Origin of the sequence: Pseudomonas sp. FP1740 (assembly GCF_030687165.1) — a bacterium.
Lineage (GTDB): Bacteria > Pseudomonadota > Gammaproteobacteria > Pseudomonadales > Pseudomonadaceae > Aquipseudomonas.
This window is the reverse complement of sequence record NZ_CP117461.1, coordinates 6,530,818-6,557,276: the sequence shown is the minus strand read 5'-3', so window position 1 is coordinate 6,557,276 and position 26,459 is coordinate 6,530,818. Positions and strand designations below refer to the sequence as shown.

Annotated in this window: 23 protein-coding genes; 14 read left to right on the top strand and 9 right to left on the bottom strand. The window is 60.3% G+C overall.

Translation table 11 applies throughout. The features are described from left to right. Nucleotides 1-27: 27 nt before the first annotated feature. The 6 genes from PSH69_RS29595 to PSH69_RS29570 form a co-directional block, all read right to left on the bottom strand. On the bottom strand, nucleotides 28-1,128 hold the full coding sequence (locus PSH69_RS29595) for a polyamine ABC transporter substrate-binding protein (RefSeq protein ID WP_305410573.1): 1,101 nt from the start codon (nucleotides 1,126-1,128) through the stop codon (nucleotides 28-30). Nucleotides 1,129-1,140: 12 nt separating this feature from the next. After that, nucleotides 1,141-2,172, bottom strand: a complete 1,032-nt coding sequence (locus tag PSH69_RS29590; protein ID WP_018927381.1) for a histone deacetylase family protein — start codon at nucleotides 2,170-2,172, stop codon at nucleotides 1,141-1,143. Between the two features lie 163 nt (nucleotides 2,173-2,335). Continuing rightward, entirely contained in the window at nucleotides 2,336-4,225 is a 1,890-nt protein-coding gene (locus PSH69_RS29585; RefSeq protein ID WP_305410572.1) for an ankyrin repeat domain-containing protein, read from the bottom strand. Nucleotides 4,226-4,296: 71 nt separating this feature from the next. After that, entirely contained in the window at nucleotides 4,297-5,289 is a 993-nt protein-coding gene (locus tag PSH69_RS29580) for an AraC family transcriptional regulator (protein WP_305410571.1), read from the bottom strand. A gap of 227 nt (nucleotides 5,290-5,516) precedes the next feature. Continuing rightward, the gene (locus tag PSH69_RS29575; protein WP_305410570.1) at nucleotides 5,517-6,521 is read right to left on the bottom strand and encodes an asparaginase; all 1,005 of its coding nucleotides are present in this window, start codon (nucleotides 6,519-6,521) and stop codon (nucleotides 5,517-5,519) included. A 133-nt stretch (nucleotides 6,522-6,654) separates the two neighbouring features. Further along, complete coding sequence (locus PSH69_RS29570) at nucleotides 6,655-8,103, bottom strand: sodium:alanine symporter family protein (RefSeq protein ID WP_111453075.1); 1,449 nt, start codon at nucleotides 8,101-8,103, stop codon at nucleotides 6,655-6,657. A gap of 250 nt (nucleotides 8,104-8,353) precedes the next feature. Here PSH69_RS29570 and PSH69_RS29565 point away from each other — a divergent pair, with 250 nt between their 5' ends. Further along, entirely contained in the window at nucleotides 8,354-8,536 is a 183-nt protein-coding gene (locus PSH69_RS29565) for a hypothetical protein (protein WP_138866537.1), read from the top strand. A 56-nt stretch (nucleotides 8,537-8,592) separates the two neighbouring features. Here PSH69_RS29565 and aspA read toward each other — a convergent pair whose 3' ends face one another. Next, complete coding sequence (gene aspA / locus PSH69_RS29560) at nucleotides 8,593-10,017, bottom strand: aspartate ammonia-lyase (protein WP_105342433.1); 1,425 nt, start codon at nucleotides 10,015-10,017, stop codon at nucleotides 8,593-8,595. A 180-nt stretch (nucleotides 10,018-10,197) separates the two neighbouring features. Here aspA and PSH69_RS29555 point away from each other — a divergent pair, with 180 nt between their 5' ends. The 5 genes from PSH69_RS29555 (at nucleotide 10,198) to PSH69_RS29535 (ending at nucleotide 13,894) form a co-directional block, all read left to right on the top strand. Further along, on the top strand, nucleotides 10,198-11,112 hold the full coding sequence (locus tag PSH69_RS29555; protein WP_305410569.1) for a LysR substrate-binding domain-containing protein: 915 nt from the start codon (nucleotides 10,198-10,200) through the stop codon (nucleotides 11,110-11,112). A gap of 224 nt (nucleotides 11,113-11,336) precedes the next feature. After that, nucleotides 11,337-11,828 carry a 5-(carboxyamino)imidazole ribonucleotide mutase gene (gene purE / locus PSH69_RS29550; protein WP_003196369.1) on the top strand — a complete coding sequence of 164 codons (492 nt, stop codon included), beginning with the start codon at nucleotides 11,337-11,339 and terminating at the stop codon, nucleotides 11,826-11,828. Nucleotides 11,829-11,839: 11 nt separating this feature from the next. Then, on the top strand, nucleotides 11,840-12,922 hold the full coding sequence (locus PSH69_RS29545; RefSeq protein ID WP_007934491.1) for a 5-(carboxyamino)imidazole ribonucleotide synthase: 1,083 nt from the start codon (nucleotides 11,840-11,842) through the stop codon (nucleotides 12,920-12,922). Nucleotides 12,923-13,023: 101 nt separating this feature from the next. Continuing rightward, entirely contained in the window at nucleotides 13,024-13,269 is a 246-nt protein-coding gene (locus tag PSH69_RS29540; RefSeq protein ID WP_008030708.1) for a GlsB/YeaQ/YmgE family stress response membrane protein, read from the top strand. A gap of 88 nt (nucleotides 13,270-13,357) precedes the next feature. Continuing rightward, nucleotides 13,358-13,894 (top strand): DUF3299 domain-containing protein, encoded by a 537-nt coding sequence (locus tag PSH69_RS29535; protein WP_026286519.1) that lies wholly within the window; start codon nucleotides 13,358-13,360, stop codon nucleotides 13,892-13,894. Between the two features lie 47 nt (nucleotides 13,895-13,941). Here PSH69_RS29535 and PSH69_RS29530 read toward each other — a convergent pair whose 3' ends face one another. Together PSH69_RS29530 and PSH69_RS29525 are read right to left on the bottom strand one after the other, a co-directional pair. Then, nucleotides 13,942-14,841, bottom strand: coding sequence for a D-hexose-6-phosphate mutarotase (locus tag PSH69_RS29530; protein WP_028940112.1), 900 nt, complete (start codon nucleotides 14,839-14,841; stop codon nucleotides 13,942-13,944). A 73-nt stretch (nucleotides 14,842-14,914) separates the two neighbouring features. After that, nucleotides 14,915-15,319: an acyl-CoA thioesterase gene (locus PSH69_RS29525; RefSeq protein ID WP_007896491.1), complete on the bottom strand. Its 405-nt coding sequence runs from the start codon at nucleotides 15,317-15,319 to the stop codon at nucleotides 14,915-14,917. A 365-nt stretch (nucleotides 15,320-15,684) separates the two neighbouring features. Between PSH69_RS29525 and PSH69_RS29520 the strand changes: the two genes are divergently transcribed. The 8 genes from PSH69_RS29520 to PSH69_RS29485 all read left to right on the top strand — a co-directional run bounded on the left by PSH69_RS29520 (nucleotide 15,685) and on the right by PSH69_RS29485 (nucleotide 26,364). Beyond that, on the top strand, nucleotides 15,685-16,983 hold the full coding sequence (locus tag PSH69_RS29520; RefSeq protein WP_305410568.1) for an MFS transporter: 1,299 nt from the start codon (nucleotides 15,685-15,687) through the stop codon (nucleotides 16,981-16,983). A gap of 233 nt (nucleotides 16,984-17,216) precedes the next feature. After that, the gene (locus PSH69_RS29515; protein ID WP_018927390.1) at nucleotides 17,217-18,218 is read left to right on the top strand and encodes a phosphate ABC transporter substrate-binding protein PstS; all 1,002 of its coding nucleotides are present in this window, start codon (nucleotides 17,217-17,219) and stop codon (nucleotides 18,216-18,218) included. A 461-nt stretch (nucleotides 18,219-18,679) separates the two neighbouring features. Next, on the top strand, nucleotides 18,680-20,713 hold the full coding sequence (locus PSH69_RS29510; RefSeq protein ID WP_305412893.1) for an ABC transporter permease subunit: 2,034 nt from the start codon (nucleotides 18,680-18,682) through the stop codon (nucleotides 20,711-20,713). Between the two features lie 15 nt (nucleotides 20,714-20,728). After that, on the top strand, nucleotides 20,729-22,399 hold the full coding sequence (gene pstA, locus PSH69_RS29505; RefSeq protein ID WP_018927392.1) for a phosphate ABC transporter permease PstA: 1,671 nt from the start codon (nucleotides 20,729-20,731) through the stop codon (nucleotides 22,397-22,399). 93 nt (nucleotides 22,400-22,492) lie between these two features. After that, nucleotides 22,493-23,326 carry a phosphate ABC transporter ATP-binding protein PstB gene (pstB, locus tag PSH69_RS29500; protein WP_008150054.1) on the top strand — a complete coding sequence of 278 codons (834 nt, stop codon included), beginning with the start codon at nucleotides 22,493-22,495 and terminating at the stop codon, nucleotides 23,324-23,326. A 71-nt stretch (nucleotides 23,327-23,397) separates the two neighbouring features. Beyond that, nucleotides 23,398-24,159, top strand: a complete 762-nt coding sequence (gene phoU, locus PSH69_RS29495) for a phosphate signaling complex protein PhoU (protein ID WP_007934507.1) — start codon at nucleotides 23,398-23,400, stop codon at nucleotides 24,157-24,159. Between the two features lie 177 nt (nucleotides 24,160-24,336). Next, nucleotides 24,337-25,278, top strand: a complete 942-nt coding sequence (locus tag PSH69_RS29490) for a response regulator (RefSeq protein WP_305410567.1) — start codon at nucleotides 24,337-24,339, stop codon at nucleotides 25,276-25,278. Nucleotides 25,279-25,467: 189 nt separating this feature from the next. Then, entirely contained in the window at nucleotides 25,468-26,364 is an 897-nt protein-coding gene (locus tag PSH69_RS29485; RefSeq protein ID WP_305410566.1) for a peptidoglycan DD-metalloendopeptidase family protein, read from the top strand. The last annotated feature ends 95 nt before the right edge of the window (nucleotides 26,365-26,459 follow it).

The following is a 26,459-nucleotide window of genomic DNA, read 5'->3' as shown; positions in this document are numbered from 1 at the left end:
GCGCAGGTCTTTGATTCACCGGGTGTTTCAGGTCCCGGACTTGATCTTGGTCCAGGCCCGGGTCCGTGCCCGTTCAGCATCGCGAGGCAAGGGTTGCAGGGTGTAAAGCGTGCTCATCGCCGTTTCGGTCGGGTACAGGTTCGGGTTGTTGCGAATCGCCGGGTCGACCATTTCCGTGGCGTCCTTGTTCGGGTTCGGGTAGCCGACGAAGTCGCTGACCGGTGCGATGACCTGGGGTTGCAGCAGGTAGTTGATGAAGGTGTAGGCGTCTTCCGGGTTTTTCGCGCCTTTGGGGATCGCGAGCATGTCGAACCAGATCGGCGCGCCTTCCTTGGGCAGGCGCATATCGACGATCACACCGTTCTTGGCTTCCTTGGCGCGGTTGGCGGCCTGGGAGAAGCTGCCGGAATACCCGACCGCGACGCAGATGTCACCGTTGGCGATGTCGGCCATGTACTTGGACGAATGGAAGTAGGTGATGTACGGCCGGATCTTCATCAGCAGCGCTTCAGCCTTGGCGTAGTCCGCCGGCTTCTTGCTGTTGGGGTCCAGGCCGAGGTGTTGCAGGGCCAGCGGCAGGATCTCCGAAGGTGAGTCGAGCAGGGCCACGCCGCACTGCTTGAGCTTGCTGATGTTCTCTTCCTTGAAGATCAGGTCCCAGCTGTTCACCGGTGCGTTGTCGCCTAGCGCAGCCTTGACCTTGGCCGGGTTGAAGCCGATCAGGATGGTGCCGTACATGTAGGGCACGGCAAATTTGTTGCTCGGATCGTTGGCTTCGATCAGCTTCATCAGCTTGGGATCGAGATGGCTCCAGTTCGGCAGTTTGCTGCGGTCCAGCGGTTGGAATACGCCGGCTTCGATCTGCTTGGCGAGGAATACGTTGGACGGCACCACCACGTCGTAGCCAGAGTTGCCGGTCAGTAGCTTGGCTTCCAGCGCTTCGTTGGTGTCGAAGATGTCGTAGACCAGTTTGGTCTGGGTGTTCTGAGCCTTGAAATCGTCCAGGGCTTTGGGGGTGATGTAGTCGAACCAGTTGTAGACCCGCAAAGTACGTTCTTCAGCATGGGCGGCGCCACTGAGCAGCGTGGCGCAGAGTGCTGGAGCGATAAGACGCTTGAGTCTGTTCATTCTTCTAATTCCTCATTGGGCGCTTTCAAAACCTTCGAGAACGTTCACGGCGTTGATGCCGATTTCTTCTACCGCGTAACCGCCTTCCATCACGAACAGCGTTGGCTTCCCAAGGCCCGCGATGCGGGTACCCATTGCCAGGTAATCCGGGCTGTCGAGTTTGAATTGGGAGATGGGGTCGTCCTTGAACGTATCGACGCCCAGGGACACGACAACGATGTCGGCGCCGTACGTTTCGATCTCTTTGCAGGCTTGTTCCAGCGCGGCGCTCCAACGGTCCCAAGCGCTGCCGGCGGGCAACGGGTAGTTGAAGTTGAAGCCTTCGCCTGCGCCTTCACCGCGTTCGTCTTCGTAGCCGAGGAAGAACGGAAACTCGGCTTCTGGATGACCGTGGATCGAGGTGAACAGCACGTCGCTGCGTTCGTAGAAAATCGATTGAGTGCCGTTGCCGTGGTGGTAATCGACATCGAGGATCGCGACCTTTTTATGGCCCTGATCGAGGAACGCTTGAGCGGCGATGGCAGCATTGTTGAGGTAGCAATAGCCGCCCATCAAATCGCTGGCGGCATGGTGTCCCGGTGGCCGGCACAGGGCGAAGGCACTGCGGGCGCCGCGCTGGATCGCCGCTTGGGCCGTGAGGGCAACTTGCGCTGCGCTGTACGCCGCTTGCCAGGTGCCGGCGGTAATCGGTGCGCCGCCGTCGAAGCTGTAATAGCCGAGCTGGCCGTGCAGGCTGGTGGGCATGATTCGGCGCAAGGTGCGGGCCGGCCAGGTGTAGGGCAGCAAGTCGCCGTCGGTATTGAATGCGGTCCAGCGCGCCCAGGCGCCTTTGAAGAAGTCGAGGTAGTCGCGGCTGTGGATGCGCGCGATCGGATCAAGGCCAAAGTCTTTCGGCACTTCAACCGGGCCGAGGTTCTGGTCCTTGACCCGTTGCAATACGTGATCGGCCCGTGAAGGCATTTCGAAGCAGGGCATCAATTGCCCGTCCATCAATTCACAACGGCCGTGGTGCAGGTGGTGGTCGTCCGAGTAGATCGTCAGCATTGTTGTTCTCCGCAGGCTGATTCGGTTTGAACACAGTCTTGCGGCAGGCGACGTTTGGGAGAACGGCAGGAAAGGCCAAAAGGGGATCTATGTGGCCAAAACATTTGACCGAAATTCGCCCCTTATTGGCGCGGGAGTGCCCCGGTCCGGGGCAATAAAGTGCTCAAGCGCTCGGAATGGAGCCTGCCTCTTCCGGGAAGTACCGTTGCAGTACTTGCAGCATGTCTTCACGTTTGCGTTGTTTTAACCAAAAACGCATCACTGCCAGGTTGTCTCCCTTGCACTGGTGACCGGCGCGAGGGTCGGCGCCTTTTTCCAGCATCAACGTGAACAGGTCTAGCGTTTGTTGCTGGTAGGCGACAGGGTCCATTCCGCTCGACAGGTCCCGTCGGGCCAGGCGCAGCAGTGCCGGTTCGAGTACCTCTTCATTGCTGTTGCAGGTGCCTTCTCGATAACCCACGTCCAACTGTGCTCCGCTGTTGATCAACCGTGCAGCGGCAGGGTAGGCGCCGCTTTCGATTGTGAGGTAAAGCGCGGATCGACCTTCTTTCTTTTCTCGCAGGTCGAGGTTCTGAGGGTACTTGAGCAGCCAAGTGAACAGGTCGGAATCCATGATCGTGGCGTGTTGCATCAACACGGTTTCACCGTTCAGATCGGTCTCGTCGATGGCGGCTCCCGCTTCGAGCAAAAATTTTAGGCGCCGGGCCTTTTCGGGGTCTTTGCTTTCCCGGCGATCCTTGTACAGCGCCTGCATCACCAAAGGCTCGCTGCCATTAAGGCCTTGGGTCTTTGCGCCGTGCTCCAGCAGCAAGCGAGCGATTGCAAAGTTGGGTTTATCCAGTGAATGCAGCAACGCACTGCGCCCATCCTCGCCCTGGGTATCGGCAGGAATGCCGGCTTCCAAAAGACTGCGCACGCGGGTTTCATCCTGAGCGTCGACCGCTTGCAACAGCGGCCATTGAGCCTTGCAGGTTTGCGGATCGCCCTGGGTGATATTCAGCCTTTCCAGGACCCGATCGGGAATGCTCATGTCGCGTGCCAAGCGCAGGCCGCAGTAAATTCGGTAGTACTCCAACGCCTGTGCGTGGTTGGTGGTGTACGCGGGGGTCTTTTCGTACCAGGACCACTGCAGGTCTGCCATGTTCAGATAGGTCGGGATACGTTGAGGATCGCGGCGAATGACTTCCTTCAACAAATTGATGGTGACTTTGTCCGGCGTGTTTGCACTTCGCCAGAAAGCGATGTCATTAAGCAGGCCGGCGAAATCTTTCTGGTCGGCGCCGACAACGCGAAAGTCAGTGTTGAGAAACAGCTCTTCGACTTTCTTCAGGCCCGGGCCTTTGTCCTTGGCTTTGGCCAGTTGCTGGTGCAGCTCACGCAGTTGTTTCGCGCCGTCACCGGCGTCGTAGGGTTGAGCCGCAATGCTGAAACTGAATGCCTCGTCCGGGACGTGGTAACGCAGCGCCGGCCGCGAAGATTCCAATGCCTTGAGCCAGGCGTCTGAAGTGTCCGGGAGGGTCGCTTGCAGCGCCTGGAAAACCAGGTGCTGATCGTTTGGGAAGCGCCCGATAGCCAGCAACGGCGTGCCCGGATTGCGGCTGTCGACCAGCAGGTAACGTTTGGTGTCCCAGCCGTTGCGCCCACATTCAAAGCTCAGCTCGTTCACCGCGATGCCTGGCGCCAACTCGATATGCGAGGCGCTGGGACTCATGACGAGGTTTTCCTGACTTTTGGTGCAGTCATGGAATTCTTGCGCAGTCATCAGCGGTATCGGGCCGAGCTTATAGGCGCGCTCCCGATAGTTTTCATCGCGATAAACATTCAGATAAAACAAACCGCGATACTGGCTGAGCAAGCCGACCATGGGCGGTGAGACGCCCGTCGCACTTTCCGTGACGGCTGTAGGGACGATGGCAATCTTGTATTCGGGGGTATCGACCACGGCTTGAGGGGGCAGGCCAAACCAGTCCATTTGAATGGCCTGTGCGGCCAGGGGCAGGTTGAGCAGCAAGGCCAGCAAGGCAGCACGCGTGCAAAGAGAAGAGAAGGGCATCAAGCAGGAACACCGGCAAAGATTGGGCTGCGTAATGTAGTTCAGCCCGGTCGGATGTGCCTGGTTTTATCTCAAGGCCGGAACTGGCTCGGTGCCACGCCACTCCAGCGCACAAACGCATGCCGGAAGCTCGCGGTCTCGCTGAACCCCAGTGCTTCGGCGATTTGATAGATCGGCAGTTGATCCTCGCAGAGCATGCGTTTGGCTTGCTCAAATCGCAGTTCATCGAGCAGTTCCTGATAGCTGCATCCCAGGTCCTTCAGATGTCGGCGCAGGGTGCGCGACGAGCAGTTCAGCTGTTCGGCCAGCCCGTCCAGACCCGGTGCCGCGCTCAGTTGCGCGGCGAGCAATTGGCGGATGCGCCCGAGCCAGGCCTGACGCCCGGTGAACTCGGTGTTTTGCTTGCGGCAGCGTTCGGCCATGGCCTGGTGGGTAATGGCGTCGGCCAGTGGCAGGGGGTGTTCGAGCCAGCGCTTGTCGAAGGCAAATCCGTTGGATGCTGCATCAAACTGCAACGGGCAGTCGAAACGCTCGCTGTAGCGCGTCTGATAGTCCGGTGCCGGGTAATCGAAGCGAGCGCCAAGCAGAGGTAGAGGGTGGCCGAGCAGGTCTTCGCAGGTGACTTTCATCGAGACCAGGCAAAACTCGACATTGAACGGTGCCAGCGCGGGGTTTTCCCGATAGTCGCCCGCGGTGAGCCAGATGCGCTCGCCGTCCTCCTCCAGGCTCAACTCGAACAGTGTTCCCAATAGCGCCGGGTAGTGCAGCGCCAACTGCAAGGCGTCACCTAAAGTGGCGCTGGTGAGTAAGGCGTACCCGAGCATGCCATAGGACGAAACGTGCATTCGCCGGCCCAACTCCAGGCCGATATCGTGGCGCAGCGCGACGGCATTGGCGCACACCAGCATCTCTTGATTGGTGGTGATGCGCGTGTCCGCCCGGCTCAGATCCGCCGCGCTGATGCCGCTGCCGACCAATAACGCCTCGCTGGACAGGCCTTCGGCCTTGAAGGTGTTGAGCACCAGGGAGACGGCGTTGAGGGTGGTGAGGTGGGAGTGGAGCATGGAGTCTTCCAGCGTCGAGATGCTGGAACGGGAGCAAGTTATGTGCCCAACAACGATCTTGTGGGAGCGGGCTGTGGCGAGGGGGCTTGCCCCCGTTTGAGTGCGTAGCACTCACAAGATCTTTGGTATATCAGAGATTTTGGGGCAGCTTCGCAGCCCAACGGGGCGATGCGGCGTTCCGACAAGCCCCCTCGCCACGGACCGCTCCCACCAGGTTATGTGTTGTGTCAGCTCAGTTCGCCACACAGGTCGAGTTCGACCAGCCGCCGAACTTCAGCGGTTTCAAGCCCTGCACCGAGCAGCCCATGCAACTTGCCGAGCGCCGCCTCGCGAGTCATGCCGCCACCGGACAACAGACCGGCATCGCGCAAGCGGCTGCCCGCCTCATACACGTCGAGCTTCACGCCACCCTCATGACATTGGGTGACCGCAACCACTACCACGCCATTGTCTCGTGCCCGTTCCAGGCTGGCGATAAACCCGGGGTTATCGCTTGGTCCGGTACCGCTGCCATAACATTCCAGCACCAGACCCTGAATACCGCTGTTGAGCAGGCCATCCAGTTGTTCGGCGCCGATGCCGGGGAACAACGGCAGCACCGCGACCTTCGCCAGTTGCCTTGGCTGGTTGTAGTTCAGTTGGGCAGGTATCGAGGAAGCTTTCACGCCGCCGCCCTGACGCTCCAGTCGCTTGAACGGATGACGACCGAAACTGCGAACCTTGGCGCAGCGGGTCGGGTCGAGCAGTTCACCGTGGAAGTACAGATGAACACCCGGTGCCAGGCCTTGGCCAAGGGCAACCAGTGCACCACTGATGTTTTCCCAGGCATCACTGTCGGTCACGCCGGCCGGCAGCATCGAGCCGGTGAAACATACACGGGCGTTCAGGCCGAGCAACTGGAAGCTCATGGCCGCGGCACTGTAGGCCAGGGTGTCGGTGCCATGCAGGATCAGCACGCTGTCGCAGCCCTGGACATCAACGGCGTCGACCACCGCTTCACGCAGTTGCTGCCAGTACGCAGGGGTCATGTTGGCGCTGTCGATCAGTGGCGACATCTCGCGAAAGCGCCACTGCGGCACCACCAACTCAGGCTGGCTGTGCAGGTAGTCGCGCATCCGCGCTTCGAAACCGGACGCCGGGGCCAGGCCATGGGCACTGGCTTGCATGCCGATGGTGCCACCGGTGTAGAGCACCATGACGTGCTGCGCGGCAGGGTAAGAGGCGGAATTCATTGATGGGTCTCCTGGACGAATGCACCTTGCGCCGCAGCATGCCTGCGTGCGCAAGGTGTGTCACGTCGAGTGGCAGGACGCCACTCGTTGCGGTCTGTCGCGGCGGGTGGCGGGGAGCCACCCGCCAGGGCGATCAGCGTTGCGTGGCAGGCGTGCCCTGGGCTGCGCCTTGCTCGCGTGGAGCCGATTGGCTTGGGCTGGTCGGCCAGGCCTTCAGGTCCAGGTCCAGATCGGTGAATTTGCTGGAGTCGAACACTGGCTGCTTGACGCCGGCGCGGCGCTGCTCGTCGTAGTCGCGCATCACGCGCAGGCCGACCTTGAACAACATGGCCAGGGCCATCAAGTTGACGAAGGCCAGGCAGGTCATGGTGATGTCGGCGAAGGCGAACACGGTCGAAAGGTCCTGCATCGAACCCCATACCACCAGCGCCAGAACCAGGCCGCGGAAAACCATCAGCACGGCGCGGTTGCGGCTGAGGAACTGCAGGCTGTTCTCGCCCAGGTAGTAGTTGTAGAGGATGCAGGTGAAGACGAACAGCGACAGCGCGACGCTGACGAACACGCGGCCCCAGTCACCGACCACGGCGGCCAGCGAGTTCTGGGTCAGGACGATGCCGTCACCTTCGAAGCCCGGGGTGTAGAAGCCCGACAGCAGGATCAGCAGCGCGGTGCAGGTGCAGATCACGAAGGTGTCGAGGAACACGCTGAAGGCCTGGACCACGCCCTGGGCGCCCGGGTGCTTCACGGCGGCCACGGCGGCGACGTTCGGCGCACTGCCCAGGCCTGCTTCGTTGGCGAACACGCCACGCTTCACGCCCATCACGATGGCGCTGCCGAGCAGGCCGCCGAAGGCTGGGTCGAGGCCGAAGGCGCTCTTGAAGATGGTTTCCAGCATGGCTGGCACGTGTTCGATCTGGGTGCCGATCACGTACAGGGTCACGCCGATATAGGCCAGGGTCTTGATCGGTACCAGCAGGTCGGACACCGCGGCGATGCGTTTGATGCCGCCGATGAAGGTGATGGCCAGCAGCACCGCCAGGACGATACCGGTGTGGCGTGGGTCGAAGGCAAAGGCGTTCTGCAGCGAGTGGGTCACGGTGTAGGACTGCAGGCCGATGAAGGCGAAGCCGTAGGTGACCAGCAGCAGGATGGAGAACACCACCGCCATGCCTTTCAGCTTCAGGCCGTGCTGGATGTAGTAGGCCGGGCCCCCACGGTACAGGCCGTCGCCTTCGGCGCGCTTGTAGACCTGGGCCAGGGTGCATTCGAAGAAGCTGCTGGACATGCCCACCAGTGCGGTGACCCACATCCAGAACACGGCGCCCGGGCCGCCGAGGGTCACGGCGATGCCGACACCGGCGATGTTACCGGCGCCGACGCGGCCGGCGAGGCTCAGCATCAGGGCCTGGAACGAGCTCAGCTGGCCTGCCTGGCCGTGAAGGGACTCTTTGAAGACACTGAACATGTGGCCGAAATGGCGGAACTGGACGAAACGCGAGCGGATCGTGAAGTAGCTACCGAGCCCGACAATGAGCGCGATCAGTACTTTCCCTGAGAGGAAGTCGTTGATGACTTCGAGCATGGATTATTCCTCGCTATTTTTTGTGTGTGCGAATACTGGGTGGTCGACACATCGCGTTACACCAGGTTGTGCGTGGCACAACAGGTGGGTCGAAGGTTCGTCCCTGTTCCATTTCGCGGGTTGTTATTAGTTCGGCTTTCGCATGGGCTTGGGTCTCGTTATCGACGACCGCTCACGCGAAGAGGGCCGGCACTATACATAGGAGAGTGCCATCCGTCTGCACAGTTGTGGTGCAATCGACGAAACGAAAGTGCTGCAAAATCAAAAAATCGCAGCCTTCGGCAGCCTCTACGGGTCTCTATCAAACCCTGTAGAAGCTGTCGAAGGCTGCGATCTTGGCGGCACTGAAAACATTCAACATGTTCGTAAAATCCGCAAAGTGTTGGAAAAAAAAGGGCTTGAGGGAGTAAATCCCCAAGCCCTCAAAAGGTGAGAGGTGTCTAGTCCCTCGACCTGGTGAGCGTGCTCTTCAAAAGAGCCTGCGTTTGGTTAAGCCTTCAAAGGCACCAGACGCGGAGCAATCATGTTTTCCGGGCGCAGGATGTCGGCGAGCATTTCTTCGTCGAGCAAGCGTTCCTCGCGCACCAGTTCCAGCACGCCGCGGCCGCTTTCGAGGGCGACACGGGCAATGCGGGTGGCGTTTTCATAGCCGATGTACGGGTTCAGCGCGGTGACCAGGCCAATCGAGTGTTCGACCAGTTCACGGCAGCGCTCTTCGTTGGCGGTGATGCCGACGATGCAGTGCTCGCGCAGCATGTCCATGGCACGTTGCAGCAGGCGGATCGAGTCGAAGATCTTGAAGGCGATCAGCGGCTCCATCACGTTCAGCTGCAACTGGCCGCCTTCGGCCGCGATGGTCAGGGCCAGGTCGTTGCCGATGATCTGGAACGCCACCTGGTTCACGGCTTCAGGGATAACCGGGTTGACCTTGCCTGGCATGATCGAGCTGCCTGGCTGACGCGCCGGCAGGTTGATTTCGTTGATGCCGGTGCGTGGACCGCTGGACAGCAGACGCAGGTCGTTGCAGATCTTCGACAGCTTGACCGCGGTGCGCTTGAGCATGCCGGAGAACAGCACGAAGGCGCCCATGTCGGAGGTGGCTTCGATCAGGTCGGCGGCTGGCACCAGCGGTTGACCGCTGATCAGGGCCAGACGCTGAACGGCCAGGGCCTGGTAACGCGGGTCGGCGTTGATGCCGGTACCGATCGCGGTGCCGCCCAGGTTCACTTCGGTCAGCAGTTCAGGCGCCAGGGTTTTCAGGCGCGCCAGGTCTTCGCTCAGGGTGGTGGCGAAGGCGCGGAATTCCTGGCCCAGGGTCATCGGCACGGCGTCTTGCAGCTGGGTACGACCCATCTTCAGAACGTGGCTGAATTCTTCACCTTTGGCGGCGAACGACTGGATCAGACTGTCGAGGCTGGCCAGCAGCGCGTCGTGACCCAACAGCAGACCCAGGCGGATGGCCGTCGGGTAGGCGTCGTTGGTCGACTGCGCCATGTTCACGTCGTTGTTCGGGTGCAGGTACTGGTATTCGCCCTTGCTGTGACCCATGGCCTCCAGCGCGATGTTGGCGATGACTTCGTTGGCATTCATGTTGGTTGAAGTGCCAGCGCCGCCTTGAATCATGTCCACCACGAATTCTTCGTGGAAATCACCGCGGATCAATCGGGCACAGGCTTCGCTGATGGCAGCGTGCTTGGCTTCGCTCAGGTGACCCAGCTCGCGGTTGGCGTCAGCGGCGGCCTGTTTGACCATCGCCAGACCAACAACCAGTTTTGGGTAATGCGAAATCGGAACGCCGGAGAGACGGAAGTTGTTCACCGCTCGCAGGGTCTGGATGCCGTAATACGCTTGAGCAGGTACTTCGAGTACGCCAAGCAGGTCTTTTTCTGTGCGGAAAGATGCAGCGGAGGACATGATAGAAATCATCTCGATATGGACCCGGTCTGTGCCGGAATAGCGCAAATGCTAGGCTTGTGAAGAATTTTGGGCCAATGCTGTTAAACACTGGGCTATGCACATTCGGCATAATGTCGGTGTGACGCCGCGTACGTGGCGAACGTGTGACCTAAATTGGTGCATGTCCGGGAGGGCGTGATGAATCTGGAAAGCAAATGGCTGGAGGACTTTAGTGCTCTGGCTGCCACCCGCAGCTTCTCCCAGGCGGCCGAAAGACGCTTCGTAACTCAGCCAGCCTTCAGTCGGCGGATCCGCAGCCTAGAAGCCGCGCTGGGGCTGACCCTGGTCAATCGCTCTCGCACCCCGGTCGAACTGACGGCAGCGGGGCAGTTGTTTCTCGTGACCGCGCGAACCGTGGTCGAACAGCTGGGTGAAGTGTTACGTCATCTTCATCACCTGGAAGGCGGGCAGGGCGAGGTGATCCAGGTCGCCGCCGCCCACTCCCTGGCACTGGGTTTCTTTCCGCGCTGGATCGCACAATTGCGCAACGAAGGGCTGAACATTGCCACGCGGCTGGTGGCCACCAACGTCGGCGATGCGGTGCATGCGCTGCGTGAAGGCGGGTGTGATCTGATGCTGGCGTTCTATGATCCGGACTCCGCGATGCAAATGGACCCGGAAATTTTCCCGTCACTGCATCTGGGGGACACTGAAATGCTCCCGGTGTGCGCCGCGGACGCTCACGGCAAACCGTTGTTCGACCTGGAAGGCGAGACCAGCGTGCCTTTGCTGGCCTACAGCGCCGGGGCATTTCTCGGGCGCTCGGTGAACATGCTGTTGCGCCAGCGTGCCCTGAGGTTCACCACTATTTACGAGACCGCCATGGCCGACAGCCTGAAAAGCATGGCGCTGGAAGGCCTGGGCATCGCCTGGGTGCCGCGCTTGAGCGCGCGCGCCGAATTGGCTCGCGGCGAGTTGGTCATCTGCGGTGGCCCGCAATGGCATGTGCCGCTGGAGATTCGGCTGTATCGCTGCGCGCTGGTGCGCAAGGCGAATGTGCGGTTGCTCTGGCGCAAGCTGGAAGGCGGCACAGCGCCAAGCCCTGCGGGTTAATGATTTTTTGTAGGCGTCTGGCTGACCCTGAAGTCAATAAAACCGGTACTTTGCGCCGTATGACAGATGGTCGTATGGGGGGCTGTTTATCTGCTTCATTGAGGTATACTGCGCGGCCTTCGGCCGGTTTGACTGGCCATAATTCGTACAATCAAGCCACGCATTTTGCGTGGCTTGTTGTTTTTTGACGCGCCCGCGGGCGCCCAGAGAGAAGAGGCACGACGATGAGCGCACTGGTTGGCGTGATCATGGGCTCCAAGTCCGATTGGTCCACCCTTAGCCACACCGCCGATATGCTGGAAAAGCTCGGCATCCCTTACGAGGTGAAAGTGGTCTCTGCCCACCGCACCCCGGACCTGCTGTTCCAGTATGCCGAAGAGGCTGAGGCCCGTGGCATCGAGGTGATCATCGCCGGTGCCGGTGGCGCGGCCCACCTGCCAGGCATGTGTGCGGCCAAGACCCACCTGCCGGTGCTGGGCGTGCCGGTGCAGTCGTCGATGCTCTCGGGCGTCGATTCGCTGCTTTCTATCGTGCAGATGCCAGCGGGCATTCCGGTCGCCACCCTGGCCATCGGCAAGGCCGGTGCGATCAACGCAGCCCTGCTCTCGGCGAGCATCCTGGGCGCCAAGCATCCGCAGTTTCATACCGTGCTGAAAAAATTCCGCGCTGAGCAGACAGACAGCGTCCTGGACAATCCAGACCCACGCATCGCCTGAGGTTGTTGACGATGAAGATCGGTGTAATCGGTGGCGGCCAGTTGGGTCGCATGTTGGCATTGGCGGGCACTCCGCTGGGCATGAACTTCGCTTTCCTCGACCCTGCGCCGGACGCCTGTGCCGCTGCGCTGGGTGAACATCTGCGGGCCGATTACGGCGATCAGGATCACCTGCGTCAGTTGGCCGATGAAGTCGATCTGGTGACCTTCGAGTTCGAAAGCGTCCCGGCCGAAACCGTGGCCTTCCTGTCGCAATTCGTTCCGGTGTACCCGAGCGCCGAAGCGCTGCGCATTGCCCGCGATCGCTGGTTCGAGAAGAGCATGTTCAAGGACCTGGGAATTCCAACTCCCGCGTTCGCCGACATCCAGTCCCAGGCTGACCTGGACGCCGCCGTGGCTTCCATCGGCCTGCCGGCCGTGCTGAAAACCCGCACCCTGGGTTACGACGGCAAGGGTCAGAAAGTCCTGCGCAAGCCTGAAGATGTGGTCGGCACCTTCGCCGAACTGGGCAGCGTCGCCTGCTTGCTGGAAGGCTTCGTGCCGTTCACTGGCGAAGTCTCGCTGATCGCCGTGCGCGCTCGCGATGGCGAAACCAAGTTCTACCCGCTGGTGCACAACACCCACGACAGCGGCATCCTCAAGTTGTCCGTGGCCAGCACCGACCACCCGTTGCAAGCGTTGGCTGAAGACTACTCCAGCCGGGTACTCAAGCAGCTGGACTACGTCGGCGTGATGGCGTTCGAGTTCTTCGAAGTCGACGGTGGCCTCAAGGCCAACGAGATCGCCCCGCGTGTGCACAACTCCGGGCACTGGACCACCGAAGGTGCCGAGTGCAGTCAGTTCGAAAACCACCTGCGGGCCGTTGCCGGTCTGCCGCTGGGTTCGACGGCCAAGGTCGGCGAGAGCGCGATGCTCAACTTCATCGGCAAAGTACCGGACACCGAGAAAGTCCTGGCCATCGCCGATTGCCATCTGCATCACTACGGCAAGGCCTTCAAGGTCGGCCGCAAGGTTGGTCACGCCAACCTGCGTTGTGCTGACCGTGCGACCCTTGCCGCGCAGATCCTCAAGGTCGAAGCGCTGATTGCCGAATAGTTTCATGTGGCGGCGGCGGAACCTTCCGAGGCCGCCGTTCTCTGATGGCAGGATGCCAAAGTCTGGCTAGGCTTTAGCCAATTCAATCAGAGGGAAATGCCATGGGAATTATCGGAACCATCTTTATCGGCTTGATCGTCGGCCTGCTGGCTCGGTTTCTGAAACCGGGCGATGACAGCATGGGCTGGATCATGACCATCCTGCTCGGTATCGGCGGTTCGCTGGCGGCCACTTACGGCGGCCAGGCCCTGGGCATTTACCAGGCCGGTCAGGGCGCAGGGTTCATCGGTGCGCTGGTGGGCGCGGTGGTATTGCTGGTGATCTACGGCCTGATCAAAAAGAACTGATTCAAGCGACAAAGCCCTCTCTGCGCCAACACCGGAGAGGGCTAGAATGCTTGGCGTTATACCGTCCTTTCCTTTGCCGAGCACCTTCATGCGCCGTCTTCTGTTGACTCTTCTCTTCCTGGGCAGTGGTTTGGCCCATGCCGGCGAACTGCCGGAAACCGACTGGCTCGAGCTGATGCCCAAGTCGGACCAGAAGGCCCTCGAGGCCATGCCCGAAATCGATCACAACTCACCGGAAGCCAATGGCACCTTTACCCAAAAAGGTGGCATGAAGCAGAGCAAGGGCTTGCCGGCGGTGATGTATTCGACCAAGACCGTGCCGTCGATGAACGACAAGCACATCCGCATCGGCGGTTATCCGGTACCGCTGGAATCCGATGCGAAGGGCCGCAGCACATTGTTCTTCCTCGTGCCGTACCCGGGCGCTTGTATCCACGTGCCACCACCGCCGCCTAACCAACTGGTGCTGGTGCGTTATCCCAAAGGCCTGAAGCTGAATGACATCTACACACCGCTGTGGGTGACCGGCACGCTGAAGATCGAGAAGGTCAGTAACGACCTGGCGGATGCGGCGTATGCGCTGGATGCGGCGCAGGTGCGGGTGGTCAAGGAGTCGGATTTATAGGTTTTAAAATGTGGGAGCAAGCCTGCTCCCACATTTAATGTGTGGTGTTAAAGCGGTTTGCTGGCGATGCTCACGCCCAGGGTATGGCTAGCCCCCGGCGCCAGCGTCACCACATCATCCATCACATTTGCCGTTTCAATGCACAGCATGCGCTGCCAGCCATCGTCAGCCATATCGCTGAACGCCGCCGCACGGTCGATCCACGGGTTCCAGATCACCGCCGAGCGCGAACCGCTGCTGGTCAGTTCAATGCGTCGCTCCCAATGCGGGTCAACGATGCTCAATGTCGGCGGGGTATTCAGATAGATGCGGTCGGTCTCACCGGTAAAACGCAGATCACCGGTCTGAGTGACGGTTTTCCAGTCGTCCAGCGTCTCGATGTAACTCAAGCCATCCAACCCTTCAACGTGCACGTTGCGCACATCGCTGACCGCGAAATAGCTGTGCAGCGCCTGGCTGATCGTGATGGGTTCAGCGCCCTTGTTGTCGCTCGTCAGGCTGATATGCAACTGTTCATCCAGACGAATGCTCAGTTTCAAGTCCACCTGATGCGGCCAGCCTGGCAGTCCGCCTTCAGGGTAGGGCAGGACGAATTCCACCTTCAGGCTTTCGCCCTCGGTTTCGATGCTACCCAGTTCCCAGTCCATCGCTCGCACCAGCCCGTGAGCGGTCGGCGGCTCCTGGCTGATGCGCATGGCCTGGACACTCTGCGGGTTGCGCGACAGATTGCCGAACCACGGCCAGCACACCGGCACACCGGCACGAATAGCTTTGCCGGTCTTGAACACCGCCTCGTCGTTGAGCCAGATCAGCGGCGGTTGGCCGGCCAGTTGATAACTGAGGATGTGCGCGCCTTGCTGGGCCACCAGCAATTCGGCCTGACCGTGGCGGATGCGCCAGCAGTTCAGTTCATCCAGTTTCACGGCTTCGACGGTGGGCGTGCTCATGGGGCGACTCTCAATCAGGAACAATGACTGCTATGGACCGCAAAACGGTCACCGCGTTTAACGAGCGCCTTGTTTAACGAGCTCTGGGCGGAACCGAACGAGTGCGGCCGCTGCCGTCGATGGCGACGAACACAAACACGGCTTCGGTCACTTTACGCCACTCGCTGGACAGTGGATCGTCGCTCCAGACTTCAACCATCATCTGAATCGAGCTGCGACCGATTTCCAGGGCCTGGGTATAGAAGGAGAGCTGAGCGCCCACCGCCACCGGCACCAGAAACGCCATGCGATCGATCGCAACGGTGGCCACGCGACCACCGGCAACCTTGCTGGCCATTGCGGTGCCGGCCAAATCCATCTGCGCCACCAGCCAGCCGCCGAAAATATCGCCAAAGCCGTTGGTTTCACGCGGAAGCGCGGTAATTTGCAGGGCCAGGTCGCCTTGCGGGATTGGATCTTCTTGTTCGAGCTCTATCATGCCGGGGGTGCCTCTGACCCGTGACTCTCATTGGTACTTCAGGTGAATAGCCGTCTCAAGGAAAAACGATTCAGCCCCGAACATACTACGTTCGTCACGTTTTTCGTAAGGCGCCTAAAGGGAAACTCTGCGAAATCGGCTGACGGGTGCCAACGACGGTTTCGCACAGCAACCCCTTACAAACCGTTGCAATGGTGTGAGTATATCGGTCGATAGACTCCGAGACGACCGTCCGGTTCTCATTTCGACCGTCAAATACGCACTTCTATGTGCTTTTTCGAACAATTTGCTATCGTGCCGAACCTGCCCAAGCCTCCGCCAGCGTTGTTGAGGTTGCAGATCCGACTATAAGAGAAGCCCTTGCCATGACCACAGCGCCCTCGAGCATCGCGCAACCAGCCCAACCTGCACGTCCGCTGACCCGTAACGACTACAAGACCTTGTCGCTGTCTGCCCTGGGCGGTGCGCTGGAGTTTTACGACTTCATCATCTTTGTGTTCTTCGCCACAGTGGTCGGCAAACTGTTCTTCCCCGCAGACATGCCTGAGTGGCTGCGCCTGATGCAGACGTTCGGCATTTTCGCCGCCGGTTACCTGGCCCGGCCGCTGGGCGGCATCGTCATGGCGCACTTCGGTGATCTGCTGGGACGCAAGAAGATGTTCACCCTGAGCATTTTCATGATGGCGGTGCCCACCCTGATCATGGGCTTGCTGCCAACTTATGCGCAGATAGGCATGTGGGCGCCGATTCTGTTGCTGCTGATGCGAGTGATCCAGGGCGCGGCGATTGGCGGCGAAGTGCCGGGAGCCTGGGTATTCGTTTCCGAACACGTACCGCAACGGCATATCGGTTATGCCTGCGGCACGCTGACCAGCGGTCTGACTGCCGGCATTCTTTTGGGCTCGTTGGTCGCCACGGCAATCAACAGCCTCTATACGCCGGTGGAAGTGGCGGATTACGCCTGGCGGATCCCGTTCCTGCTGGGCGGCGTGTTTGGCCTGTTCTCGGTCTACCTGCGCCGCTGGCTGCACGAAACCCCGGTGTTTGCCGAACTGCAATTGCGTAAAGCCCTTGCCGAAGAAGTGCCGCTGCGCGCTGTGCTGCGTGACCATCGCGGTGCGATTCTGATTTCCATGCTGCTGACCTGGTTGCTGTCCGCCGGGATCATCGTGGTCATCCTCATGACGCCGACTGTATTGCAGACCGTTTACCACTTCCCGCCGACTACCGCGTTGCAGGCCAACAGCCTGGCCATCGTGTTCCTGAGCCTGGGCTGTGTGGCCTCCGGCGCACTGGCTGACCGTTTTGGCGCCGGGCGGGTGTTCGTGTTCGGTAGCGCGTTGCTGCTGCTGACCTCGTGGACCTTCTATCACAGCCTGTTCAATCATCCCGACTGGCTGTTCCCGATGTATGCCCTGACCGGTTTGCTGGTCGGCACTATCGGTGCAGTGCCGTATGTGATGGTCAAGGCCTTCCCGGCGGTGGTGCGCTTCAGCGGCCTGTCGTTCTCCTACAACCTGGCCTACGCCATCTTCGGCGGCCTGACCCCGATGGTCGTCACCCTGCTGCTCAAGGAAAGCCCGATGGGGCCGGCCTATTACGTGGCGATCATTTGCGGCGTTGGGATTCTGGTGGGGGCGTATCTCTGGAGGAAAGGGCGCTAACCTTGTAACCGATCGTTCCCACGCTCTGCATGGGAATGCCGCCATGGACGCTCTGCGTCCGCTTTTGAATGGGACGCAGAGCGTCCCGAGATGCATTCCCACGCAGAGCGTGGGAACGATCTAAACCAAATACTGGCCTTTCATCCAATTGTCATATTTCAGCCATAGAGTGTTCACACGGCCTGCTGATACTTGGCCCCGACTTAACACACCCTATCTGCTAGGAGTAAGGCATGAAACTGAAGCGTTTGATGGCGGCAATGACTTTTGTCGCTGCTGGCGTTGCGACTGCCAACGCGGTTGCCGCTGTTGACCCTGCTATCCCGAGCTACACCAAAACCACTGGTGTGTCGGGCAACCTGTCCAGCGTCGGCTCCGATACCCTGGCCAACCTCATGACCCTGTGGGCTGAGAACTACAAAAAAGAATACCCGAACGTAAACATCCAGATTCAGGCCGCTGGCTCCGCCACCGCACCACCTGCGCTGACTGAAGGCACCTCCAACCTGGGCCCGATGAGCCGCAAGATGAAGGACACCGAACTGGCGGCCTTCGAGCAGAAGTACGGCTACAAGCCAACCGCTATCCCGGTGGCCGTGGACGCCTTGGCCGTCTTCGTACACAAAGACAACCCGATCCAGCACCTGACCATGGAGCAAGTCGACGCGATCTTCTCCTCGACTCGTCTGTGCGGCGCCAAAGCTGATGTGAAAACCTGGGGTGACCTGGGTGTGACCGGCGACCTGGCCAACAAGCCAGTACAACTGTTCGGCCGTAACTCGGTATCCGGCACTTATGGCTACTTCAAAGAAGAAGCCCTGTGCAAAGGCGACTACAAGCCAAACGTCAACGAACAACCAGGCTCGGCTTCGGTCGTGCAGTCGATCAGCTCTTCGCTGAACGGCATCGGTTACTCGGGCATCGGCTACAAGACCGCCAGCGTGAAAACTGTGGCCCTGGCCAAGAAAGGCAGCACTGACTTCATCGAAGACAGCGAAGAAAACGCCCTGAACGGTAAATACCCGCTGTCGCGTTTCCTCTACGTCTACGTCAACAAGGCCCCGAACAAGCCTCTGGCCCCGCTGGAAGCCGAGTTCGTGAAACTGGTCCTGTCTAAACAAGGCCAGGAAGTTGTAGTGAAAGACGGCTACATCCCACTGCCAGCCAAGGTTGCTGCAAAAGCACTGGCTGACCTGGGTCTCGCGGAAGGCGGCGCTGAAGTCGCAAAAAAGTAAAACCCTAGGTCCGGGGTAAACCCGGACCTGCAGGAGCGAAGCTTGCCCGCGAAGGAATCGCCGCATCGCTCGCTCCTGCAAAGGCTCAGGGTTGCCACGCTGGCAACCCGGCCCCCCAAATTTCCGATCCACTGCCAGTTTCCACTGGCGGCGGATTTGTTGCGTCACTGCATTGTCATCTTTCTGTCATACAGGATCGCTAGGGTGTGCGCATGAATGATCTGGCCAATTCCACCATGACTACAAATCCCCCCAAGCGAATTGACTTCAATACGCCTGAGCTGCACCGCAAGCGCCGTATTCGTGCGCTGAAAGATCGCCTGACCCGTTGGTATGTGCTTGTCGGCGGCCTCGCCGTCCTGGGCGCGATCACTCTGATCTTCTTCTTCCTCGGTTATGTTGTCGCGCCGCTGTTCCAGGGGGCAGACCTGACCGCCAAAGACGCCATCACGCCCGCCTGGATGCAAGACGCCGGCAAGCCGCTGATGATCTCCCTTGAAGAACAGAACCAGGTGGCCATGCGGGTTTCCGACAAGGGCCAGGCGCTATTCTTTGATATCGATAGCGGCGCCGAACTGCGCCGCGTCGACCTGCCGATCCCGGCCGGTACCAGCGTGACCTCCATCGGTGAAGATCAACCTGGCCATCCATTGGTCGCAGTGGGGTTGTCCAACGGTCAGGTGCTAGTGTTCCGCCACACCTATAAAGTCAGCTACCCGGACGGCAAGAAAACCATCTCGCCGGCCATCGAATACCCGTACGGCGAAACGCCAATCGCGCTGAACGAGGCGGGCGGCGCTCTGGAGCACGTCAGCCTCAATGCCACCGATTCGACCCTGCTGCTGGCTGGCTCCACCGGTGCGCAACTGCATGTCATGTCGCTGACCAGCGAAGAAAACATGATGACCGGCGAAGTCACCAACGAGCAGAAACGTATCGACCTGCCGCAAATGACCGAGCCAGTGAAGAACATCTTCGTCGACCCGCGTCAGCAGTGGCTATACGTGGTCAACGGTCGTGCTCAAGCCGATGTGTTCAGCCTGCGTGACAAGAGTCTCAACGGTCGCTACAAATTGCTCGAAGACGGCGATGCCGAGATTACCGCCAGCACCCAGCTGGTGGGCGGTATCTCACTGATCCTCGGCGACTCCAAGGGCGGTCTCGCCCAGTGGTTCATGGCTCGCGATCACGATGGCGAACTGCGCCTGAAGCAAATCCGCACCTTTCAGATGGGCGCTGCGCCGATTGTTGAAATCACCGCCGAAGAACGTCGAAAAGGCTTCGTTGCCCTTGATGCGTCCGGCAAGCTCGGCGTGTTCCACAGCACCGCGCACCGCACTTTGCTGGTGGATCAGGTGGTCGACGGCCAAGGCCTGTTCGGCCTGTCGCCACGGGCCAACCGCGTGATCGTGGAGCAGGGCGGCAAGCTGCAACCGTTGCTGCTCGACAACCCGCACCCGGAAGTTTCCTGGAGCGCGTTGTGGAGCAAAGTCTGGTACGAGAACTACGATGAGCCTAAATACGTCTGGCAATCGACCGCCGCCAACACCGACTTCGAACCCAAACTGAGCCTCTCGCCGCTGACCTTCGGTACCCTGAAAGCCGCGTTCTACGCCATGCTGCTGGCCGCGCCCCTGGCCGTCGCCGCGGCGATCTACACCGCGTACTTCATGGCCCCGGGCATGCGTCGCAAGGTCAAGCCGGTGATCGAGCTGATGGAAGCGATGCCGACGGTGATCCTCGGTTTCTTCGCCGGCCTGTTCCTTGCGCCCTATGTGGAAGGGCACTTGCCGGGCATCTTCAGCCTGTTGATGCTCGTGCCGATCGGCATTCTGGTGGCGGGCTTCATCTTCAGTCGCCTGCCTGAGTCCATCCGCCTGAAAGTGCCGGACGGTTGGGAAAGCGCGATTCTGATCCCGGTAATTCTGTTCGTGGGCTGGCTGTCGCTGTACATGAGCCCGTACATGGAAGCCTGGTTCTTCGGCGGTGACATGCGTATGTGGATCTCCCACGACCTGGGCATCACCTACGACCAGCGCAACGCTCTGGTGGTCGGCCTGGCCATGGGCTTTGCAGTCATCCCGAACATCTACTCGATCGCCGAAGACGCCGTGTTCAGTGTGCCTCGCGGCCTGACCCTCGGCTCCCTGGCCCTCGGTGCCACGCCATGGCAGACCATGACCCGCGTGGTGATCCTCACCGCCAGCCCGGGCATCTTCTCGGCGCTGATGATCGGCATGGGCCGTGCGGTCGGTGAAACCATGATCGTGCTGATGGCCACCGGTAACACCCCGGTCATGGAAATGAACCTGTTCGAAGGCCTGCGCACACTGGCAGCCAACGTCGCGGTGGAAATGCCCGAATCGGAAGTCGGCGGCAGCCACTACCGCGTGCTGTTCCTCTCGGCGCTGGTGCTGCTGTTGTTCACCTTCATCATGAACACCCTCGCGGAACTGATTCGTCAGCGTCTGCGCAAGAAATACTCGTCGCTTTAACAAAGGTAGAAGTCTGTGAAACAGAACTCCCTGAATGGATGGTTCAAGAGCGGCGCCCCCGGCGTCTGGATCAGCGGCGGCGCGGTGTCCATTGCGGTCATCATGACCATTGGCCTGCTGGCGGTGATTGCCGTGCGCGGTCTGGGGCACTTCTGGCCGGCGGACCTGATCCACGCCAATTACGACGTGCCGGGCCAGGCCAACCACCTGGTCATCGGCGAAGTGGTGCAGAAGGAAGAAGTGCCGCGCGAGCGCCTGAAAACCGCTGGCCTGCCGGTGCCCGATCAGGGCCCGGAGTTCATGACCCGCGAGCTGATCAAGGTCGGCAACCGCGATCTGAACGGCACGGACTTCACCTGGATTGTCGGCGAGTGGCTGACCAACCAGAAAACCCCGCCAGAGCTGATGACCATCGAGCGTCGCGAGTGGGGCAACTTCTACGGCTATCTGGTCAACGTTAAAGAGGACGGCAAGGTCGTCGCTGAAGGCGAAGCCGCATGGCCTGAGTTGCAGGCCCGTGTCGATCGCGTCAACCAGTTGGCTGGGCAGCTCAAGAGCCTGGAAAAAACCGACATCGGCGCGATCAACGCCGGTCTCGAACGTGTTCGTCTGCACGGTCGCAAGCTGGAATTGGCCGGCCGTCTCGACGCTACCGCACAGGCGGACCTGGAGTCTGAGCGCGCCGAGCTGAATGCCCGTTATCAGGAAATCGAAGCGCGTCTGAACGACCTGCACAAGCAGTTCAACCGTGACAGCCTGACGGCTCGTGACGCGAACGGTAAAGAGGTCGAGATCGGCATCGGCAAAGTGGTTCACGCCTATCAGCCGAACGCCATGAGCACCTTCACTAAGGTGGGCTTCTACTTCAGCAAGGTCTGGGAATTCCTCAGTGATGACCCGCGCGAAGCCAACACCGAAGGCGGGATCTTCCCGGCGATTTTCGGCACCGTGATGATGACTCTGATCATGGCGATGATCGTCACTCCGTTCGGCGTGCTGGCGGCGGTCTACCTGCGTGAGTATGCCAAGCAGAACACCTTGACCCGGGTAATCCGTATTGCAGTGAACAACCTGGCGGGTGTTCCGGCGATCGTTTACGGCGTGTTCGGCCTGGGCTTCTTCGTTTATGTGCTGGGCGGCTCGATCGACCGGTTGTTCTTCCCCGAAGCCTTGCCGGCGCCGACCTTCGGTACGCCGGGTCTGCTGTGGGCTTCGTTGACCTTGGCCCTGCTGGCTGTGCCGGTGGTGATCGTGGCCACCGAAGAAGGCCTGGCGCGGATCCCTCGTACTGTGCGTGAAGGCTCGCTGGCCCTCGGCGCGACCAAGGCCGAGACCTTGTGGAAGATCGTGCTGCCGATGGCCAGCCCGGCAATGATGACCGGCATGATCCTCGCCGTGGCCCGCGCCGCCGGTGAAGTGGCGCCGCTGATGCTGGTGGGTGTAGTGAAACTGGCACCGTCGCTGCCGCTGGATGGCAACTACCCGTACCTGCACCTGGACCAGAAGATCATGCACCTGGGCTTCCACATTTATGACGTCGGCTTCCAGAGCCCGAACGTAGAGGCCGCGCGGCCGCTGGTGTATGCCACGGCGCTGCTGCTGGTGCTGGTGATCGCGACATTGAACCTGTCGGCCGTTTATATCCGTAACCACCTGCGCGAGAAGTACAAGGCGCTGGATAGCTGATCACCGTCGCTCTTGCAGAGCGGCGACACCGCTGGCCCATCTTGTGAGGCCAGCGGCTCACTGAACCGAATTTGTTAGCACAGGGAGCCTCCCATGCAGCACGAAGCACACACTCACGGCATCAACATGTCGGCCCTGGGCCGCGACAAACAGAGCCTGAGTCTTGAGCAGGAAACCGTGGCCATCGAAGTGCCGGGGTTGAGCCTGTTCTACGGCGACAAACAAGCGCTGTATGACGTCAGCATGAACATCCCGAAACAGCGCGTGACCGCCTTCATCGGCCCGTCCGGCTGTGGCAAGTCCACGCTGTTGCGCACTTTCAACCGCATGAACGACCTGGTGGATGGCTGCCGCGTCGAAGGCGCGATCAACCTCTACGGCAACAACATCTACCGCAAGGGCGAGGACGTGGCCGAGCTGCGTCGCCGGGTCGGCATGGTGTTCCAGAAGCCCAACCCGTTCCCGAAAACCATCTATGAAAACGTGGTTTACGGCTTGCGCATCCAGGGCATCAACAAAAAGCGCATCCTCGACGAAGCCGTCGAGTGGGCGTTGAAAGGCGCGGCGCTGTGGGATGAAGTCAAGGATCGTCTGCACGAGTCGGCACTCGGTCTGTCCGGTGGTCAGCAGCAACGTCTGGTGATTGCCCGCACCATCGCCGTGGAGCCGGAAGTGCTGCTGCTCGACGAACCGTGCTCGGCACTCGACCCGATCTCCACGCTGAAAGTCGAAGAGCTGATCTACGAACTGAAATCCAAGTTCACCATTGTTATCGTGACCCACAACATGCAACAGGCCGCGCGGGTTTCCGACTACACGGCGTTCATGTATATGGGCAAACTGGTGGAGTTCGGCGACACCGACACCCTGTTCACCAATCCGGCGAAGAAGCAGACCGAAGACTACATCACCGGTCGTTACGGCTAGGAAGCTGTTGTTGCTCACTGAACTGACGCTGCGGCCCACCGCACCTTACCGGACGCTCCAAGGACGCCAACATGATTAGTAAAGAAGGCCTTACCCATCACATCTCCCAGCAGTTCAACGCTGAGCTCGAGGAAGTGCGCAGCCACCTCCTGGCCATGGGCGGGCTGGTCGAGAAGCAGGTCAACGACGCGGTCACCGCGCTGATCGAGGCCGACTCCGGCCTGGCCCAGCAAGTGCGTGAGGTCGACGACCAGATCAACCAGATGGAACGCAACATCGACGAAGAATGCCTGCGCATTCTGGCCCGTCGTCAGCCGGCGGCGTCGGACTTGCGTCTGATCATCAGCATCTCCAAATCGGTGATCGACCTCGAGCGTATCGGCGACGAAGCCACCAAGATCGCCCGTCGCGCCATTCAGTTGTGCGAAGAAGGCGAAGCGCCGCGCGGTTATGTCGAGGTTCGCCACATCGGCGACCAGGTGCGCAACATGGTTCGCGATGCCCTGGACGCATTTGCCCGTTTCGACGCCGACCTGGCGCTGTCGGTGGCGCAGTACGACAAGATCATCGACCGCGAATACAAGACCGCGCTGCGCGAACTCGCCACCTACATGATGGAAGATCCGCGCTCTATCTCGCGTGTCTTGAGCATTATCTGGGTGCTGCGTTCCCTTGAACGAATCGGCGACCACGCGCGCAATATCTCGGAACTGGTGATTTACCTGGTGCGCGGCACCGACGTGCGTCACCTGGGCCTCAAGCGCATGAAGGAAGAAGTGGAAGGCACAAGTGCCGAAACCGCTAATGTTCCGGACAAAGCTGACGATAAGTAAGGTTGCCCAAGAAAAAGCGCCCGGCCCCTTGGCCGGGCGTTTTTGTTTGTGTGGCTTTTTGAAAAGCCGAATTGAAAAGCAGCACCCGCGAACGAAAAGTCCCGGCGTGACTGAAGAGTTTTGGCAAAGTGCCATCAGCCAGCGTTATGCTTGCCGGGATTTTTAAAGGGGTGTTGGATGAGCAAGATCAGTGTGTTGGTCGTGGACGATGCGTCGTTCATTCGTGACCTGGTAAAAAAGTGCCTGCGCAACTACTTCCCCGGGATCCGGACCGAAGATGCAGTCAACGGTAAAAAGGCCCAGGCCATGCTGGCCAAGGAAGCGTTCGACCTGGTCCTGTGTGACTGGGAAATGCCGGAAATGTCCGGTCTGGAGTTGCTGACCTGGTGCCGCGAGCAGGACAACCTCAAGACCATGCCGTTCGTGATGGTGACCAGCCGTGGCGATAAAGAGAACGTGGTCCAGGCGATCCAGGCCGGGGTTTCCGGCTACGTCAGCAAGCCATTCACCAACGAGCAGCTGTTGACCAAGGTCAAGCAGGCGCTGAACAAGGTCGGCAAGCTCGATACCTTGATGAACAGCGCGCCGACCAAAATGAACTCGGCGTTCGGCAACGATTCCCTGAGCGCATTGACCGGTGGCAAAGCGGCGGTAGTCGCACCCTCGGCTGCAGCGGTCAACCCGTTTGCCAAACCTGCCGCCGCGCCAGCCCCGGCTGCGGCGCCGTCTCGCGGCCTGCTCAACAATCCACCGGTCAAGGCGCCTGCCGCTGCCTCCGCTGGCGGTCGTGGCCAAGGCCAACTGCGCCTGTCGAGCGGCACACAGCAATGCGTGATCAAGGCCTTGAGCATCAAGGAAGCGCTGCTGGTGGTGAAACGCACCGACACCTTGCCGCAAGTCCTCGACAACGCCGTACTCGACCTGGAGCAGGGCGACAATGCCGAAACTGCCCGTCTTAACGGCTACCTGCACGCCATCGTCGCCCACGAGCCGAAGCCGGACAGTGAGTGGCTGCAACTGACGTTCCGCTTTGTCGACCAGGATGCACAGAAGCTCGATTACATCTCGCGCCTGATCGCCCGTGGCACCGCGCAGAAGCACTTCGTACCGGGTGCGTAACGTGTACCGCTGATCGTTCCCACGCTCTGCGTGGGAATGCCTCCGCGTCCGCTTCGGATGGGACGCAGAGCGTCCCGTGCTGCATTCCCAGGCAGAGCGTGGGAATGATCATTTGAAACATCTGTCGACTACGCAGGTCCATTTCTGCTGCTAGGCTCCTTCCCAGGCCTACTCAACAGAATTTTGCCCATGCTCGCGCGCCTGCTGTTTTTCTGTGGTCTTTTCATGGCCTCCACCTCGGCTGTGGCCATGACGATCTACAAGTCCACTGATGCCAGTGGCGTGGTCTCTTACAGCGACCGCCCCACCAAAGGCGCGAAGGTGTTCGTTTTTCGCGACCGAATGGTCGAACACCTTGAGCGGCAGGTGTACCTCGACATCAAGCGGCTGAATGGCATGGACAGCGTGTTCGTGCGCAACGACCTGTATGCGCCGGTCGAGATCGAGCTGAGTTTCGACAGACTGCAGAACGTCAGCGGAGCGCCGAGCCGACCGATCCGGCGGGTGATGCCGGCGCGCAGTAACCTTCGTCTGGCCCTGCTCACGCCGACGAAGGCCGGAAGGCCGATCGTGTATAACCCAAGGTTCGCATATTTCCTGGGCGACCCCTCAGGGGCTGCCATGGCCTATCGATATCCGTTGCCCTGGCGTGGCGGTCCGTTTCGGCTGACCCAGGGCGCCAATGGCCAATACAGCCACTACGGACCGAAGAACCGTTACGCGATGGATATCGCCATGCCCGAAGGCACGCCGATCATCGCGGCGCGCGGCGGGGTGGTGGTGAAAACCGAGAATGGCCAGACCGGGCGCGGCAACGATCCATCGGGCAATTTCGTGCGGGTGTTGCACGATGACGGGACCATGGGCGTGTACCTGCACCTCAAGAAAGGTTCAGTCTGCGTGCGGGAAGGTCAGCGGGTGGTGGTGGGCAGTGCGCTGGCGCTGTCGGGCAACACCGGCAACAGCAGCGGCCCGCACCTGCACTTCGTGGTGCAGCGCAATACCGGGTTGGGTCTGGTGTCCATTCCGTACCAGTTCAATCAACCGGTGGGGGCGTTGCCCAACTTTGCGTTGGGCAAGAAGTGAAGGCGATGGAGATCTACTGTGGCGAGGGAGCTTGCTCCCGCTCGGCTGCGCAGCAGTCGCCATGCAGCCAACGCGGTCTGCCTGAGTAAACGCGG